General features: G+C 42.2%; 12 protein-coding genes. 7 read left to right on the forward strand and 5 right to left on the reverse strand.

What is annotated here, in order from left to right; all coding sequences use genetic code 11:
* The first annotated feature begins 5 nt into the window (after positions 1-5).
* The 4 genes from NSS67_RS16180 (at position 6) to NSS67_RS16195 (ending at position 5291) form a co-directional block, all read left to right on the forward strand.
* Entirely contained in the window at positions 6-3854 is a 3849-nt protein-coding gene (locus NSS67_RS16180) for an S-layer homology domain-containing protein (protein WP_339314243.1), read from the forward strand.
* A gap of 145 nt (positions 3855-3999) precedes the next feature.
* Positions 4000-4518: an ankyrin repeat domain-containing protein gene (locus tag NSS67_RS16185; RefSeq protein ID WP_339314244.1), complete on the forward strand. Its 519-nt coding sequence runs from the start codon at positions 4000-4002 to the stop codon at positions 4516-4518.
* A gap of 1 nt (position 4519) precedes the next feature.
* Positions 4520-4882: a DUF4180 domain-containing protein gene (locus tag NSS67_RS16190; protein ID WP_339314246.1), complete on the forward strand. Its 363-nt coding sequence runs from the start codon at positions 4520-4522 to the stop codon at positions 4880-4882.
* 31 nt (positions 4883-4913) lie between these two features.
* On the forward strand, positions 4914-5291 hold the full coding sequence (locus NSS67_RS16195; RefSeq protein WP_339314248.1) for a DUF1801 domain-containing protein: 378 nt from the start codon (positions 4914-4916) through the stop codon (positions 5289-5291).
* A 68-nt stretch (positions 5292-5359) separates the two neighbouring features.
* Here the strand turns inward: NSS67_RS16195 and NSS67_RS16200 are convergent, their stop codons facing one another.
* The 3 genes from NSS67_RS16200 to NSS67_RS16210 all read right to left on the reverse strand — a co-directional run bounded on the left by NSS67_RS16200 (position 5360) and on the right by NSS67_RS16210 (position 9340).
* Positions 5360-7054: a M3 family oligoendopeptidase gene (locus NSS67_RS16200; protein ID WP_339314250.1), complete on the reverse strand. Its 1695-nt coding sequence runs from the start codon at positions 7052-7054 to the stop codon at positions 5360-5362.
* A 19-nt stretch (positions 7055-7073) separates the two neighbouring features.
* Positions 7074-8081: a GNAT family N-acetyltransferase gene (locus tag NSS67_RS16205; RefSeq protein WP_339314252.1), complete on the reverse strand. Its 1008-nt coding sequence runs from the start codon at positions 8079-8081 to the stop codon at positions 7074-7076.
* A gap of 149 nt (positions 8082-8230) precedes the next feature.
* The gene (locus tag NSS67_RS16210; RefSeq protein WP_339314254.1) at positions 8231-9340 is read right to left on the reverse strand and encodes a glycoside hydrolase family 88 protein; all 1110 of its coding nucleotides are present in this window, start codon (positions 9338-9340) and stop codon (positions 8231-8233) included.
* Positions 9341-9584: 244 nt separating this feature from the next.
* Between NSS67_RS16210 and NSS67_RS16215 the strand changes: the two genes are divergently transcribed.
* Positions 9585-11042: a glycosyl hydrolase family 28 protein gene (locus NSS67_RS16215; RefSeq protein ID WP_339314256.1), complete on the forward strand. Its 1458-nt coding sequence runs from the start codon at positions 9585-9587 to the stop codon at positions 11040-11042.
* Positions 11043-11050: 8 nt separating this feature from the next.
* Here the strand turns inward: NSS67_RS16215 and NSS67_RS16220 are convergent, their stop codons facing one another.
* The gene (locus tag NSS67_RS16220) at positions 11051-11908 is read right to left on the reverse strand and encodes an AraC family transcriptional regulator (RefSeq protein WP_339314258.1); all 858 of its coding nucleotides are present in this window, start codon (positions 11906-11908) and stop codon (positions 11051-11053) included.
* 120 nt (positions 11909-12028) lie between these two features.
* Between NSS67_RS16220 and NSS67_RS16225 the strand changes: the two genes are divergently transcribed.
* Entirely contained in the window at positions 12029-13612 is a 1584-nt protein-coding gene (locus NSS67_RS16225) for a glycoside hydrolase family 43 protein (RefSeq protein WP_339314260.1), read from the forward strand.
* 334 nt (positions 13613-13946) lie between these two features.
* Here the strand turns inward: NSS67_RS16225 and NSS67_RS16230 are convergent, their stop codons facing one another.
* Positions 13947-14615: a DUF559 domain-containing protein gene (locus NSS67_RS16230; RefSeq protein WP_339320615.1), complete on the reverse strand. Its 669-nt coding sequence runs from the start codon at positions 14613-14615 to the stop codon at positions 13947-13949.
* Between the two features lie 485 nt (positions 14616-15100).
* Here NSS67_RS16230 and NSS67_RS16235 point away from each other — a divergent pair, with 485 nt between their 5' ends.
* Positions 15101-15883 (forward strand): hypothetical protein, encoded by a 783-nt coding sequence (locus NSS67_RS16235; RefSeq protein WP_339314262.1) that lies wholly within the window; start codon positions 15101-15103, stop codon positions 15881-15883.
* The last annotated feature ends 575 nt before the right edge of the window (positions 15884-16458 follow it).

The following is a 16458-nucleotide window of genomic DNA, read 5'->3' on the forward strand; positions in this document are numbered from 1 at the left end:
AGAGTTTGAAGCCATCATTTATGAAAATAGGCATTAGTATTTCGTTAGCCGCAGGAGTTGTGGTGCAGGGTCTAGGTCCAATCCAGACTCAAATCGTTAGTGCGAAAGCGAGTTTTGGTTGGATCGAGAATATCCCAGCGGTGATAACGTCCATTAATGAGGATGATACTTCCAACGCAGGCGTTGTTGTGTCCAGTCTTTTGTCAGGAAAAGTATTAGATCCAGAATTCACGGGGGTTGCAATTGTATATTTTGATAATACCAATGGGGCCTGGCAATATTACAACACGCAGGGAAATATTTGGTATAATATCGAGCCGGTGTCGAACACTAAAGCTTTTCTGCTGCTGAAATCGGAGAAAATACGTTTTGTCCCAGCGAAAGACTGGAACGGAACAGCTTCCATTGAATTTAAGCTATGGGACACTACTGCAAGCGGCTATCAAAATTATCAAAAAAATGCGAATACCACAGCTGCCGCGTTCAACCAAGATCCAGGCACTGCCACAATTACCGTAACCCCAGTGAACGATGTACCTTATCTGACAGAATTAAATGGCGGGGATTATCTTAGCTTTGACGGCAATGACGATTATGTGACATTCCCGGATCAAGGGCTATACGGGAATTCTTTTACAGTTGAAGGATCTTTGAAGGTAAATGGTTTTAATACATGGATGAGATTTTTCGAATCTTCAATCGGTGAGCAGAACCATAATCTCTTTGTTGGTTTTGAAGGTGCAAAAATGCATTTCATCGCTTACACCAATAAAGGAGATATAAAAGTTACTGAGGATTTCCCGATTTCTAAATGGGTGCATGTCGCGATTGTTTATGATCACACTCAGAAGAAGGGACGTATTTATTGGGATGGTGTCCTTAAAGCAGAAGGGGCTATGGATTTAAGCACGGTTGGAAACAAACCACGTCCGAACAACTGGCTCGGCAAAAGCACATGGGCTCAGGACGGTGATTATAACGGTGGAATGAGAGACGTGAGGTTCTGGAGTAAAGCCAAAACTCAGAGTGATATTGTTCGCGAAATGAATGTCAGCTTGACGGGTTCGGAGCCAAATTTAGCCTTGAACTATAAATTAGCAAATAAAGCAGATGGTATTGTAGCTATCAATACACCGGCTGGTCTAGGGAAGAATGGTACCATTACTGGTGCGAGCTGGAAGCAGGATACAGGCTTCATGGGAAATACTACAACGGATAAGAATAAATCCGTATCTCGCTCCTTTAAGGTTAAAGATGTGGATGGAGACGACCTTAATGTATCAGCAACTTCCTCCAATACTAACCTGATTCCGAATACTGGACTAAAAGTAAGTGGAAGTGGTGAAACGCGGACGATAGAAATAACACCAGCGAAAAATGCCTTCGGAAGCAGTGTCATTACTGTTACTGTAAAAGATGGCACCGTAAGTAGTACATACACCTTCAATGTACAAGTAAATGATGTCGGAGATGTCCTCGTATCGGGTGTGACTTTGAATAAGACATCACTTAGCTTAATAGAGGGAGAAGCAGGAGATACACTAAATGCAGTAATAGCACCTGCTAATGCTACGAACAAAACCGTGATCTGGAGCTCAAGCGATGAAACTGTGGCGACAGTTGTGAATGGAGTGGTAACTCCGGTTGGCGTAGGTAATGCCATTATTACAGCAACGACTACAGACGGAAGTTATACTGCGAATTCCGCCGTTACTGTGAGTGCTCCCGTTGTGAACGTAACTGGAGTGAAGCTTGATCAAGATACGCTCAATTTAACTGCTGGTGAAGCTGACGCGTTGCTGGTCGCGACGATCGAACCTGCGAATGCAACGAACACAGACGTGATCTGGAGCTCCAGCGATGAAGCCATCGCGACAGTAGTGAACGGTGTAGTAACTCCTGTTGGTGAGGGGAAAGCAACTATTACCGTTACGACTAAGGATGGTAGTTATACGACTTCAACGACAGTGAATGTGGCAGCACCTACGCCACCAATTGTTATCGTAACCGGAGTAACATTAGACCAGACCACACTGGATTTAACAGTGGGAGAAGGTAAGGAAACTCTGCAAGCAACAGTAGCACCTGCTGATGCGACGAATAAGGGAGTCAACTGGAGTTCCAGCGATGAAACTGTAGCTAAGGTGGTATACGGAGTGGTCACTCCGATTAGTGTGGGGACAGCAATTATCACTGTAACAACCAAAGATGGAAGTTATACGGCTTCAACGACAGTTCATGTTAAAGCTCCTGTGAAGCCAATTACAGTACCGGGTGCTCCAACATCCATTACTCCAAACGCAGAAAATGGTCAAGCGATTATCACCTTTACACCTCCGGTGAACGATGGGGGAAGCGAAATCACAGGATATATTGTAACGGCTAACCCGGGAGGGTTGACGGTTACGGGTAATGGAAGTCCGATTACTATCAGTGGTTTGACGAATGGTACAAGCTATACCTTCACGGTACAGGCAATCAATAAGGCTGGCAACAGTGTATCATCTGCGGAGTCAAACGCGGTCATCCCGAGCGCATCATCTGGTAACGATGTCGTTGTTCCTTCGCAACCAACTCCATCAGCAACGCCGGCACCAGTGGTAAATGAGGCTTCCATTCTAATCAACGGTAAAGCTGAAACCGTGGGAACTGCTGCGAATGGTAAACGAAATGATCAAACGTTAACCACTATTGCTTTAGATCAGAAGAAGCTGGAAGACAAGCTCGCCGCTGAAGGTAAAGGTGCGCTGGTTTCTATCTCTTCCAATCGACAATCTGATGTTATGATTGGCGAACTAAACGGTGAAATGGTTAAAAATATGCAGGGGAATCAAGCAGTACTTGAAATTAAAGCCGGAGGTGCGACATTTACACTACCTGCTGGGCAGATTAACTTAGACGCCTTATCCGAGCAGATCGGCAAGTCTGTTGCTTTACAAGATATTAAGATACAGATTGAAATTAGTACACCTACAGCCGATGAAGTTAAAGCTTTAGAAGCTGCTGCTCAAAAAGGATCATTTTCATTGGTTAGCGCACCCGTTAATTTTACGGCTAGAGGAGTTTATGGCGATAAGAGCATTGAGCTTTCTCAATTCAATACGCATGTAAAACGTACCATTGCTATTCCTGAGGGAATGGATCCGAACAAGATCACAACTGGAGTATACGTTGATGCTGATGGAAGAGTACACCATGTACCTACTAAAGTAGTTGTTATTGACGGTAAATACTTTGCTACCATCAACAGCCTTAGTGGCGGTACTTATTCTGTAATCTGGCATCCACTTGAATTTAGCGATGTTACTGATCACTGGGCCAAAGAGGCAGTGAATGATATGGGTTCCCGATTAGTCATCGAGGGAACTGGCAATGGCCAATTTACTCCTGACCAAGCCATTACCCGTGCAGAGTTTGCGGCAGTTGTTGTACGTGGTCTCGGACTTGAATTGGATCAAGCTGCAACATCTTTTGCGGATGTGAAATCTACGGATTGGTACAAGGGTGCAATCAACACGGCATTTGCATATCAATTAATCAATGGATTTGAAGATGGTATGTTCCGTCCAAATGACGAAATTACTCGTGAACAAGCGATGGCTATCGTTGCCAAAGCGATGAGAGTGACTGAATTGAAATCTAAGCTTTCTGGTGAATCCATTGACGGATTGTTAACCCCATATGCAGATGCTCCTGATGCGTCTAACTGGGCGATTAGCGGAATTATTGACTGCTTACAGGCAGGAATTATCATGGGAAGAAGCAGTGATGGGCTTGCTCCAAAGGATCATATGACCAGAGCAGAGGTTGCAGCGATCGTTAAGCGGCTACTTCAAAAGTCTGATTTAATTTAAAATGCTGCAGATGAGTTGACCAAGTGAGTATTCATTCGATTATCATTGAATGAATACTCTTTTCTTTTTATAGCAGGAAATAGGTGTAACTATCCAGAAAGTAAGCTATATCATTTCTTGATCAATAGAAAAGAGGCGAAATCTAATGGAATTACGGCAAAGCATTAATGAAGTTTTTCAGGCGGCACAACAAGGCGATGCTGCACGGCTGCAAGAAATTCTAGAATTCCATCCGGCTCTAGCAAATACAGAAAATAAAGAGGGACTTACACCTTTGGGATATGCAGCACATTTTGGTAAAGAGGCGGCGGTACAGGTTTTATTAGACTTCGGAGCTGACATTGATGCGGTATCCCATTCCAAGATTAGTTTCATTCCTTCCAATACTGCACTTCATGCTGCTATTGCTGGGGAGCGGGATATGAATCTTATCCAACTATTATTGAAAAAGGGAGCTCACACTAATATTTTTGACAGTGATGGACATACTGCGTTGCATTCGGCAGCTTTTCATGCTGATAATGTAGAGTTGATCCGTTTGTTAATCGAACATGGAGCTGACATCCATGCAAAAATTGAAGACAGTGAATCAGTATTAGCTGTAGCCATCCAACAAGGAAACCATAAGGTTAAGGAATTTCTTATTGAAAAAGGAGCAATTTAGTATGCAAATCACAATAAACCGTAAAGATAATTCAGCAGTTACTTTGATCTCTAGTGAGGGTGTCGTAATCCATAATGTAAATGATGCATTGGATCTATTGGCAAACGTGAAATACCAAGAATGCGATAAAATGATTCTAAGAAAAGAACAAATCACGGATGATTTTTTTGAGTTAAAGTCGGGAATTGCTGGAGAGATTCTTCAGAAATATACAACCTATCAGATGCGAGTTGCTATTGTAGGGGATTTTACTGGCTATAATAGTAAAAGTCTGAATGATTTTATTTACGAATGTAATCAAGGTGATAAAATATTGTTCAAGCGTACAGAAGACGAGGCTTTGACAGCACTTCATCAAAGTTAACAGTGCATTTGAAACTGAGAGGGGACTTATCGTGGAAGGCAAAACTACGTATGAATCGATCGATGACTATATCTCCAAGTTTCCACCTGAGATTCAGGAGATTCTTAGTACAATAAGAAAAGTTATAAAAGAAGCGGCACCAGAAGCAAAGGAAAAAATTAGTTATCAGATGCCTACATTTGAGTTGCACGGAAATCTGGTGCATTTTGCTGCTTTCAAAAACCATATTGGATTTTATCCAACGCCTAATGGAATTGATGCTTTTAAGGAAGAATTGTCAGGCTATAAAGGAGCCAAAGGGTCCATTCAATTCCCTATTAATCAACCGATGCCCTATGAATTAATTAGTAAGATCGTGAAGTATAGAGTGGCTGAGAATATCCAAAAAGCAGAAAATAAGCGCAAGTAACTTAAAAAAAGCAGTCCAAGCCATGAGGCAAGGATTGCTTTTTTGTGATGAGCTTATCAGAGAATGGATTAAAGCTCTTTATCATTAATGCTGTTCAGCCAGCCTTCAATATCCCCAATAACGGAGCTAATACAGCCATCTTCAAAAGGTGAAGTCAGCCCAGCTAGCTCAACCAGCTTGATAAAAGACTTGCTTCCTCCAGCTTGGCATAGCTCCAAATAATCGCTCCAAGCGGTTTTGAAATCTTCGTTCGAACGTTTCCAGAACTGGAAGGCACATAGCTGTGCTAGTGTGTAGTCAATGTAGTAGAACGGCGAGGCGAAGATATGGCCTTGTTTATGCCAGAAACCACCTTGTTCCAGATAAGTGTTGCCTTCATAATTACGGTGCGGTAAGTATTTCTTCTCTATGTCTCTCCAAGCCTGCTTGCGTTCAGCAGGAGTTGCTTCAGGGTTGCTATAAACAAAATGTTGGAATTCATCGACAGAAACACCGTAAGGAATAAACTGAAGACTATCAGACAAGTGATTGAAGCGGTATTTGTCGGCATCTTCCTCAAAGAACAAGTCCATCCACGGCCAAGCGAAAAATTCCATACTCATGGAATGAATCTCACATGCTTCATAGGTTGGAAAAGCATATTCTGGCACATTAATATTGCGGCTTTCATAAACCTGAAACGCATGGCCTACTTCGTGAGTTAGGACATCGATATCCCCAGAGGTTCCGTTGAAATTCGAGAAAATAAAAGGGGCTTGGTATTGGCTGAAATAGGTGCAATATCCGCCGCCTTGTTTACCTTTTTTGCTTACTAAATCCACCAGATTATTGTCCAACATAAAGTTAAAGAATTCATCCGTTTCAGGGGAGAGTTCTTTGTACATCTTCTTACCGTTAGCTACAATCCAGTCTGGATCTCCTTTAGGGGTAGCGTTCCCGGTCTTAAAGCTAAAGTTCTCGTCATAATATTTCAATTCATCGAGACCCAGGCGCTCAGTTTGACGGTTCTTAAGCTGCTGGGATACAGGTACGATATATTCCAGTACTTGTTTGCGGAAATTAGCAACCATTTCAGCGTTATAGTCGGTACGCATCATTCGGTCATAACCAAGCTGAACAAAGTCGCTGTATCCAAGCTTTTTAGCTATGCGGTCACGGACCTTGACTAGCTCGTCATAGATGCGGTCAAACTCAGCCTCATGTTCGGACATAAAACCAAAACGAGCTTCTGAAGCACTTTTACGCATATCGCGGTCTGTAGACAATTCGAAAGGTGCGAGTTGAGGCAGTGTACGCTCTTCACCTTCAAAAAGAATCTTGGCGGATGCAATAAGCTGGGAGTATTCTGTTGAAAGTTTGTTCTCCAATTGTAAATCTTCAATGATTTCCGGACTAAATGTCCGCAGCGAAACTTCAGCAAGCTGGAGTAACTGCGCACCCCATTCCTTTTCAAACTCGGCTCTATATTTGGAATGTACGAGTGCCTTGTAGTAGTCGGTTATGTATTCCTGAACGACAGGTCCGATTTCGTCCATGAAATCCTGTTCCGCTTTGTAAAATTCATCCGTAGTATTGATTGAATGGCGAACGCTAACCAATGTCTGCATAGTATCAAACTCATTGCGAAGCTTGTTGATGGCGGTAATAGAAGCTTTTTGTACCTCTAAAGGTGATGTGTCGTTGAGATCTTTCAGCAGGGTATTAAAGTCTTGCTTGAATTTCTCTACATCTGGTCGCTCGTAGCGGTAATCATCAAATTTCATAAAAAAATCAACTTCCTTTCTATTCCATATAGTATCTATTATATATTCTGAACAGCAATTTACGATAGACCTGTGTAAGCTGTTTTTGATATGGGTTCATAGATTGAATTAAGTGGAAGATAGCCGTAAGCAAAAAAGAAGGGTGCCCAAAATGGGACACCCTTCTATTCGTGTATCTAATCCCGACAACGTAATAATGAAATTCAGCTGTGATTTCAAAGCCAACGCTGAGATATAAATTTAGAGCATGTTCATTATTTGTGACTACGCCTAAGCGGATGTGTGTAAAAGGAATCGAAAGCAGAAGATCTACTGCATGTACTAGAATTGCCCGTCCTAAGCCTTGCCCTTGTAAGGAAGGAAGTACACAAAAATCATGTATAACAGCCGTACCATTTCCTAAATCATTCGTTCGAATTAGGCCTACAGGTACGTTATCTCTAAAAGCAAGATAGGTGACGCGGCTTAGCTCCTGTGTGTGGGCGAGATATTCTTGTGTCCATTCCGTAGTTTCGTTAAAAGCAGCGGAGAAGCAGATACTCACAAATTCAAAGTCCGTCGCTTCTTCAGGACGCAGAATAATTCTAGGGCTCTGTTCTTCCCTGTCCGGTGATTTCAAGAACGTCATAGAGTACTCAGAACTACTATGGGATGCTTCGATATGCTGTACAAAACCCTCTCCGGAACTGGAGCCTGTAACGACCCGATAACGCAGCGAGCGTATACTTTGTGACGACATATCTTGTTGTGCGCGGTAGAGTAAGCCGTGAAATACCCCTTGGCGGCGATAGTCAGGATGTACCATTCCGTTAATATTCGCTTCGATTCCGTCAGAAGTATACCAACTGAGAAGACCAATTAACCTTTCATTATGGTGGCATAGGTAGGCGTGATCTTTTGCAAGATGCTCAATGCCAACCCTTAAGTTAATCTGTTCGTATTGCTTACAATGCTCTTCTAGTAATTCAATCTCGGAAATTTGTTCCTTTGAATAATCCATCATCGGACTTACATTATAATTTGTCATTTTTAGATGTATCCTCACTTGTGAAGGAAACACGCGGTTTATGGACGATTAGGCGCTATCCTTCTAATATAGGTCCATTTTCTTTAGTTGTTATGCTCATACTTATCTCTCCCAAACCATCTCGTAACGATTATAGCATATACTTACATCTAGAATATCCGATGTTTCCAGCCATTCAATTTAGCGATTGCCTCAATGTAATAGTAATCCCCATAGATTAGCGATACATCAATAAAGGAAGTACCACTACCAGTCCCGTGTAGCAAAATCGCTTCATGCTCTGGCTGATCCCAAGTCGCATAGTTTTCGGACAGTGAACGCAGAATCCGCTCTGCTGCATTAGCATAAAGACTTTTTTCTCCTAATGGTACGACATCTGCTAGTTCAAGCAAACCTGAAGCGGCGATAGAGGCCGCTGAGCTGTCTCTGAACATACGCTCGTCATCCGCTAGACGGAAATCCCAGTAAGGTACGTGATCTTCAGGTAAAGCCGAGATGAAGTAATGTGCGATCCGCTTAGCCGTATCCAGGAAACGTTTATCACCAGTGTGGCGGTAAGTATTGATGAAGCCATACAAGCCCCAAGCCGTTCCACGGCTCCAAGAGGATTCAGGGGAGTAACCTTGACCGCCAAAATTCTCAATATATGCTCCGGTCTCTGCATCAAAAGAGAGAATGTGTTTGGTGGATCCGTCCTCACGAATGCCGTATTGCATAGTCGTTTCGGCATGATTAATCGCGATATGTTTGTAGCGTGGATCTCCGGTTACTTTGCTGGCCCAGAACAAGAGGGAGATGTTCAGCATACAATCGATGATCACCCAGCCGTATTTATCTTCATTCCACGCACGAATAAATTTGCCTACAGGATTATAGCGAGCAGCGAGGAAGTTCGCAGCTTCAATCCCTCTGCGAAGCGCATCCTCATCACCAGTGATTGTATTTTTAATAACCGCAGTCGGAAGAAATTGAAATCCAACATCGTGATGCATCTCAACCGTCGGCTTAATGAACCATTCCTCTAAAGTACCATCCCAATGCCAAGCGGCATCTTTGTATAAATCTTTTCCGGTCATATCATGCATGATCCAGAGGATGCCAGGCCAGAAGCCTGTAGTCCACCAGTCTGAGCCGATATCATCAAATTTGCCATCTTCCCCGGCAAAGTGTGGACATTTGTTACCGATCTGTTCTACCATACGCTCAACTTTTGTATCGAGTCTGCTCATAATTTCCTGCCAATAAGGTAAAGTCATCATTGTTGCCTCCAGTGTTGTTGGGATATTTTGAGTATAGCTTTCTACGGTTCAAAAAAGTTGTGATTTGATATAAGGAAATGTTTGAATATTGTCATCGTGTAGCTTTGTTTTTAACTTTATCAGACAAAATATAAACATTTCTGAATAACACATTAAAACTTTCTGAGATCAAGGAGAGATACAATATGAGTAAATAACAATGAAATCATAGGGCTAATCAAACCAGTAGCGGGAGGACTTTACTATGAACTACTTACAAGTGTATGAAGCACCCAAAAATATACCGGGACGTGAGGATTATAAGGTTAGGGTACGACAGCCTGAAGGAGAATGGCATAACTTGTTTATTTACGAGGTTAAGGTAGATATGCACGAGGTTCGTTCAGCTTCTATGGCTTGTTTTGACCTAGAGGGTGTAGCAGAGGTGGAAATCACTTGCCTTTATACAGAAGTTGAGAGTGTGAACATCGCACCATCTTCACGTAATATCTCCTTCGAAAGTCGGGGGAGAACGATCAAATTTAACCTCATTGGTCCGCAGAAGCTTTCCATCGAAATCAACGGTGATATTTTCAGGAATCTACATCTGTTTGCGAATCCTAAAGAAGTGGACGCCCCTCAACCAGAAGATCCTAATGTTCTAGTATTGCAACCGGGTATTCATCGGAAACCAGATCTTCTACGATTACTAAGAAATCCAGTCGACGGTTCTTCTAGTGAGACACTAAAAACACTCTATTTCGCTCCAGGCACGCATTATATTGAAGAAACTGTACTTCCTATTCCGTCGGATACAACGGTATATCTTGCCGGGGGATCTGCGCTTATAGGATCTTTGGTGTGCGAGGGTGTTCGTAATGTAAACATTCGTGGTCGTGGAGTGATCTATCTTGCGGATTTCCATCGATACTCAGCATTTCGTGGGGTAAGAATCGCTTTCTCGCAATCTGTTAAAGTGGAAGGCATCACTGTTATTGACCCACCGCATTATAGTATTTTCATCGGGCAGTCTGAGGGGATTGAAATAGAGAATTTCAAATCGTTTAGCACTCGCGGTTGGTCTGATGGTATAGATATCATGTCTAGCTCTGATGTTACTATTCAGGATGTTTTTATGCGGAATTCCGATGATTGTATCGCAATCTATGGATCGAGATGGGATTTTTATGGGGACACACGTAACATCAGCGTAAGTGACTCCATCTTGTGGGCGGATGTTGCTCATCCACTGATGATCGGTACTCATGGTGACCATAAGCGGAACGGTGACGTAATTGAGAATATTATTTTTACCAATATTGATATCTTGAATCACCACGAGCCGCAAGAGAATTATTGGGGTGCACTGGCCATTAATGCTGGGGATCGAAATAAGGTAAGTAACGTTCTCTATGATAATATACGTGTTGAGCGTATTGAGCAGGGGCAATTAATTGATGTGCGCGTTGTCTATAACCAGGATTATAATCCAGAGCCTGGCACAAGCATTCGAAATATTACATTCCGCGATATCAGCTACAGCGGGGAGGCCAACCCTTCACGAATTTATGGATTTGATGAAGAAAGAGCAGTTGAAGATGTGACCTTCATCAATTTAAGGGTTAACGGTGAACTAATTAACGCCCCCCGAGCAGAGCATATGGCAATTAATCCTTTTGCGAAAAATATCGTGTTTGTCATTGAAGAAACTATAGTTGAATAACCTAGGTACTAATTATACTTTCTGTATTTTAGCGGAGTGGTCCCAAGGACTTTTTTGAACAATTGATTAAAATAAGAGGCATTTGGGAAACCAACAGTTATCCCAATTTGCTCTACTGGCAGGTCTGTCGTCCCTAACAAGCGGCAGGCCTGTTTGATTCGCCGGGCAGTCAGATAATCAACGAGCCGTCCACCGGTCTCTTGATGAAAGATTCTGGAGACATAGGACTTAGACAAATGAATCTCTTCAGCCAAATGATCCAGATTAATCTCCTCATGATAATGCTCCTCGATGAAGGCCATGATTTTCTCAGAATAGCGCAGGGTTCGTCTTTCTCCGGTTTGGAGCATATGATGCTCTTCGGTCCCGATACTGCTTAGCAGCTGAAGCAAGAGCATAGAAATATCTTCGGTATCCTCTATCAAATTGCCCTTATTGTTGTAATCATAATGATCCAAAATCCACTCCACAACCTCAACGCGTTCATTAAGATCAAAGGCGCAATGCGAATTCCCCCCTTGCCATAGTGCTGTAAATAGAGTCTTTCTTTTCGAGAAGCCCTCCAGCAGATTTTCTGCAACATGGGGATCAATGTAGAAGATGGATCGTTCAAATGGACATTCAGGAGAGACCTCAGAATAGATCCGATGCAATTGATAGGGTTGGAAAAAGAATAACATTCCCCGGCGGATATCATACATTTGCTGATTGACGACAACATTTCCCTGACCGCGATGAACGAACATGATTTCACAGCATTGATGCCAGTGGTAGTAGCCTTTGTAATAGCGGTCTTCATATATTTTGTAATCCCAAGTCAAAGTTTTATGTTCTTCAAAAACAACAGGCTCGAACAGCTGTTTCATAGGCCCTCCATGATGACAAAATACAAACATTTTCTTATATCACATTATAACTTTAATTGAAATGAAAGCGATACAATATAATCGTTAAATTATGAAAATTCGCTAGTGGAGGGTTACCCTATGACTCAAATGATTATTAATCCAGTGTTGACTGGCTTTCATCCCGATCCATCTTTTATAAGAGTGGGTGATGATTATTATATTGCTACATCTACCTTTGAATGGTTTCCAGGAGTGGAAATCCATCATTCTAGAGATCTTGTACATTGGCATTCCATTACTCGAGTTCTGACTGAGGCATCTCAAGTGGACCTGCGTGGTAATGTAAGCTCTGGCTCCATTTGGGCGCCAGCGCTTTCGTATGATCAAGGCGTGTTCTACCTACTTTATACAGATGTGAAATCCCGCAAAAGTGTATATAAGGATCTACATAATTACCTGATTACGGCTACAGATATTAGAGGTCCGTGGAGTGAGCCTGTAAGACTAAACGGGAGCGGATTTGATCCCTTTTTGTTCCATGATACGGACGATACGAAATGGCTGCTTAACATGCGCTGGGATTTTCGCAAGAATCACAGTAACTTCTCTGGCATCATCATGCAGGAATATGATCTGGAGACCGGCAAACTGACTGGACCGATCCACGAAATATATAAAGGTACATCAATCGGAGTAACCGAAGGTCCGCAGTTGTATCAAAAGGATGGTTATTATTATCTCCTCACCGCCGAGGGGGGGACAGGCATCAATCATATGGTCACTTTGGCCAGAAGTCGAAATTTAACGGGTCCTTATGAGACCGATCCTGATTTCCCGATTATGACAACGGCGCATGATTTGACCTATCCATTTCAGCAGGCTGGACATGGATCGCTTGTGGAGACACAGAATGGCGAATGGTATATGGCTCATTTATGCACGCGTCCGATTCCAGGTACGTCCACTATGAATCCGCTGGGAAGGGAAACAGCTATTCAGCGCTGTGAATGGACAGAGGACGGCTGGCTTCGTCTGGCTCATGGGGGGAAGCTTCCTGCACTGGAGACGGAGGCTCCGGGACTCCCGTTGCACACTTTTGAAGAATTACCTGAGCGGGATGATTTTGATGGGGAAGCATTGGGCTTCCCTTATCAGAGCTTGCGTGTTCCCTTTGAAGAATCTTGGGTGAGTTTGAAGGAGCGTCCAGGATTTCTTCGTTTGCGAGGTAGGGAGTCTTTAGCTTCGTTGCATGATCAGAGTTTAGTGGCACGGCCGATTCAGCATTTTGAATGCTCGGCATCCACTTGTCTAGAATTCAAACCGGACAGCTTCATGCAAATGGCTGGACTGGTGCTCTATTATGATGACACTGATTACTATTATTTGCGTGTGACTGCTGATGAGATTCGAGGCATTAGTTTGGGTGTCGTGTTCTGCAAAGCGGGCAAATATGATGAGATTTCCTCCATGCAAATTTCAGTGAAGAATTGGGATCGATATTATATGAAGGCAGAAATTCATGGACGGGATCTCTTGTTCTATGCCTCGCCAGATGGCGTGAAATGGACAGCGGTATGCACCCCTCTCGACTTTGGCACGCTTTCAGACGAGTATGGTGGTAAGCTCGGATTTACAGGCTCTTATGTTGGCGTATGTGCTCAAGATCTGGATCAGCAAGCGAAGCAGGCTTATTTTGACTATTTCGAATATAAAGCGTTGTAGTCTTATCTAAGTTAAGGATCTACATCCATTGATCGATGGTCGTAGCCTCGCCAAGTAGTCAGTAACAAATAGATCAAGCGGCGACTTGCTCCTAGTATTCTAGTGGGGAACAAGTCACCTAGTTTATTTAGAAGCCTCAATCGACATGTAAAACTGCCAAAGTGCAGTTATTTCCGTCAAATGAGGTGTTATTAGAGGATATTCCTGCGATTATTCAGGAATATGACTCTAAAACAACCACAGTTAGCGTGTAGAAGGCGAAAAACTGTATTATTGCAGGAAAGATCCTCGGTGTATGAGTAGAGTATCTAAAAGATGTAAAATAGCAGGTATTCTACAATCGTTGCATCGCGTTGTGTTGGAGTTCATATTTCACAATATGTTTGCCTTCGGGTCCAGTTACAGGTGAGAGAACCCCTTTAGTGCTGAGCGAATGTAGCATTCGAACGGCCGAACGATGATTTATGCTTAAATGAATCTCTACATCGATGGGGCGTAACGGGCGTACAAGCATATAGGCAAGTCGGATAATTTCCCGTTCCGCCACGATCTCCACGCTAACTGGGGAAGATTCTGGCTGATAGCGACTAAGGAGCATTCGCAATAGCGTTATGCAAAGTTCGGGACGACTAGCGACGTCGTCATATGCAAATGAAATGACTTGAAATCCCATTGCAGATAAGAAGGTTTCTCTGTTCAGTTCGTTGCAGTATTTATGTCTGTCCATATCTCGAACATGCGGGCCAAATCCTTTGATTTCGATTACTAATTTCACATACCGAGTTATGAAAGCAAAGTCACAGAAATAGGACAGACCCCGCCAATCGAGTACTTCGAATTCTGGATGCAAATCGTCAAAATTCAATCGTAGAGGCCACCAAACGTTACGGCAAAATAGTTTTTCAGCTTCTCTGTGTCCTCGTTCTAAACGACCTTTGCGTTCCCCTGATCTTTTCTGTAAATGGTATTGAATAAATGCAACATGCGCCGTTTCGAAGTTCATTTTAATCATCCCTTCTTATTAAAAAAAAAGAACGTCCCGATCCATTCAAAAAGGAATGGATCGGGACGTTCTTCGTCTCGTTCATTTAATTATAGTAAAGAATCTACTGGCTGACCAGTCAATTGGACTCAATTTTTTGGTGGTCTGACGGTAAAAAAATCTATTTTGTTTATGCAAGGACTGCCAGCTTTAATTGCATTTTTGCTTGTAGTGATAGGCTAATCAACAGCAAGATTGACTATTAATTAATTTAGGTGGAGGGCGTTGGCACTGTAGTAAATCGTAGTAGCTTATATTTGTAAAATATTTCTTGACTGCAAAGTTTAACAAGTGCTAAATTATGGTCATCAACTGATGTTTTAAAATACAACTAAAAGGCAATGTAACCGAAGGGTTCAACCTCGTAAATATACGTGGATGAACCCTTTTTTTGCGTACCTGAGAAAATCGCTACAACGCAAGATAACAAAAATGGAGGTCTGATTATGACGTACAAAGAACGGTTACTATTAAGACTTGATGAAATAGGGGAAACGCTTGAGAAGAAAGAGGGAGCATTAGCTTTATTGGGACTTGGTTCAGTAGGGCTTGAAACGGATCGAATCGATGATTTTTCTGATTTGGACTTTTTTGTGATCGTTTCCTCAGGCTATGGACCGCGATTTATCGATCAACTCGACTGGCTAGAAGATACTTACCCTTTAGCTTATTCTTTTAAGAACAGTGATTTTGGTTGTAAGATTCTGTTCGAGGATGGCATTTACGGAGAATATGCAGTTTTTGAAGAGCAAGAGATAGAGGGGTGTATTTATTCCGAAGGAAGAATAGTCTGGAAGAAATCATTTTTTAAGAATGAAAGTATTGTGAAGCCGATGAAGCAAGCTCCTAGCTTAAGAGCAGAAACGTTTGAACGTGAAGTAAATGAGGCGTTAACCAATTTATATGTGGGACTTGGCAGATATGCCAGGGGAGAAAAGTTATCTGCTGCAAGGTTTGTTGAGGGGCATGCCGTAGATAGATTATTGTCGGTAATGCATTTACTCGAATCAGAGGTGGATGGTTTTCCCGACATTTTTGGAAACGATAGAAGGTTTGAGGCAAGATTTCCTCAGTTTGCGATAAAGCTTGGTGAAATGATGCAGGGCTATAACAAAGTCCCAGAATCTTCAATCTATATATTGAATTATTTGGAACAAATCTATCCAGTAAACAAAAGGATGTCTGCTGAAATACGAAAGTTGTTCCAGTTATGTTTGGAGCAGGGCTAAGGGTCAGCACATCCAAAACACATCCAGAGCTCAGGAACTACGCAACGATATTTCAGCAAAAGCTTAGTCGATTAATCCAATCAAACAGCAATGAGTACACTTAGCTCAAAAGCAAAAAATCATATTACTTTAAACCTTATACTTGCGGCGGACTGTATTGCAACTATTCTCATTTTTGAAGCTATGAATCCTCAAAATATGAACTCCTCAGTCCGATCCACCGATACGAGAAATGAAATCCTCCCGATCAAATTCGCTAGACCCAAATCTCAATTCCCTCAGATTTACTTGTATTATTATCGAAGTGAGGTCAGAGGGAGGGATTCGTTTTTATTTCCATTTTTACAAATGAATTTACGCTAGGTATTCTGGCACATGAATTGAGCATAGTTGAACTAAAACCCACGCTAGGCGTGGGTTTTTTATTGTATAACCTACCAACTTTCACTTACCAATTTCAAATAAATTGCTGGCAGTATCTTTGTGACATTAATCATAATTACCAATTCAAAGCTTTGTGAAAATAATAACTTTTCGTAAATGTCAAAATGAGGTTGACGAATGAAAATATCAGT

It is taken from the genome of Paenibacillus sp. FSL R10-2734 (genome assembly GCF_037963865.1).
Taxonomy (GTDB): domain Bacteria; phylum Bacillota; class Bacilli; order Paenibacillales; family Paenibacillaceae; genus Paenibacillus_AQ.

Coding starts and splice junctions, on each gene's coding strand:
- NSS67_RS16235 (WP_339314262.1), top strand. CDS start 15,101: ATGACGTACAAAGAACGGTTACTATTAAGACTTGATGAAATAGGGGAA.
- NSS67_RS16230 (WP_339320615.1), bottom strand. CDS start 14,615: ATGAACTTCGAAACGGCGCATGTTGCATTTATTCAATACCATTTACAG.
- NSS67_RS16185 (WP_339314244.1), top strand. CDS start 4,000: ATGGAATTACGGCAAAGCATTAATGAAGTTTTTCAGGCGGCACAACAA.
- NSS67_RS16215 (WP_339314256.1), top strand. CDS start 9,585: ATGAACTACTTACAAGTGTATGAAGCACCCAAAAATATACCGGGACGT.
- NSS67_RS16190 (WP_339314246.1), top strand. CDS start 4,520: ATGCAAATCACAATAAACCGTAAAGATAATTCAGCAGTTACTTTGATC.
- NSS67_RS16210 (WP_339314254.1), bottom strand. CDS start 9,340: ATGATGACTTTACCTTATTGGCAGGAAATTATGAGCAGACTCGATACA.
- NSS67_RS16225 (WP_339314260.1), top strand. CDS start 12,029: ATGACTCAAATGATTATTAATCCAGTGTTGACTGGCTTTCATCCCGAT.
- NSS67_RS16220 (WP_339314258.1), bottom strand. CDS start 11,908: ATGAAACAGCTGTTCGAGCCTGTTGTTTTTGAAGAACATAAAACTTTG.
- NSS67_RS16200 (WP_339314250.1), bottom strand. CDS start 7,054: ATGAAATTTGATGATTACCGCTACGAGCGACCAGATGTAGAGAAATTC.
- NSS67_RS16205 (WP_339314252.1), bottom strand. CDS start 8,081: ATGACAAATTATAATGTAAGTCCGATGATGGATTATTCAAAGGAACAA.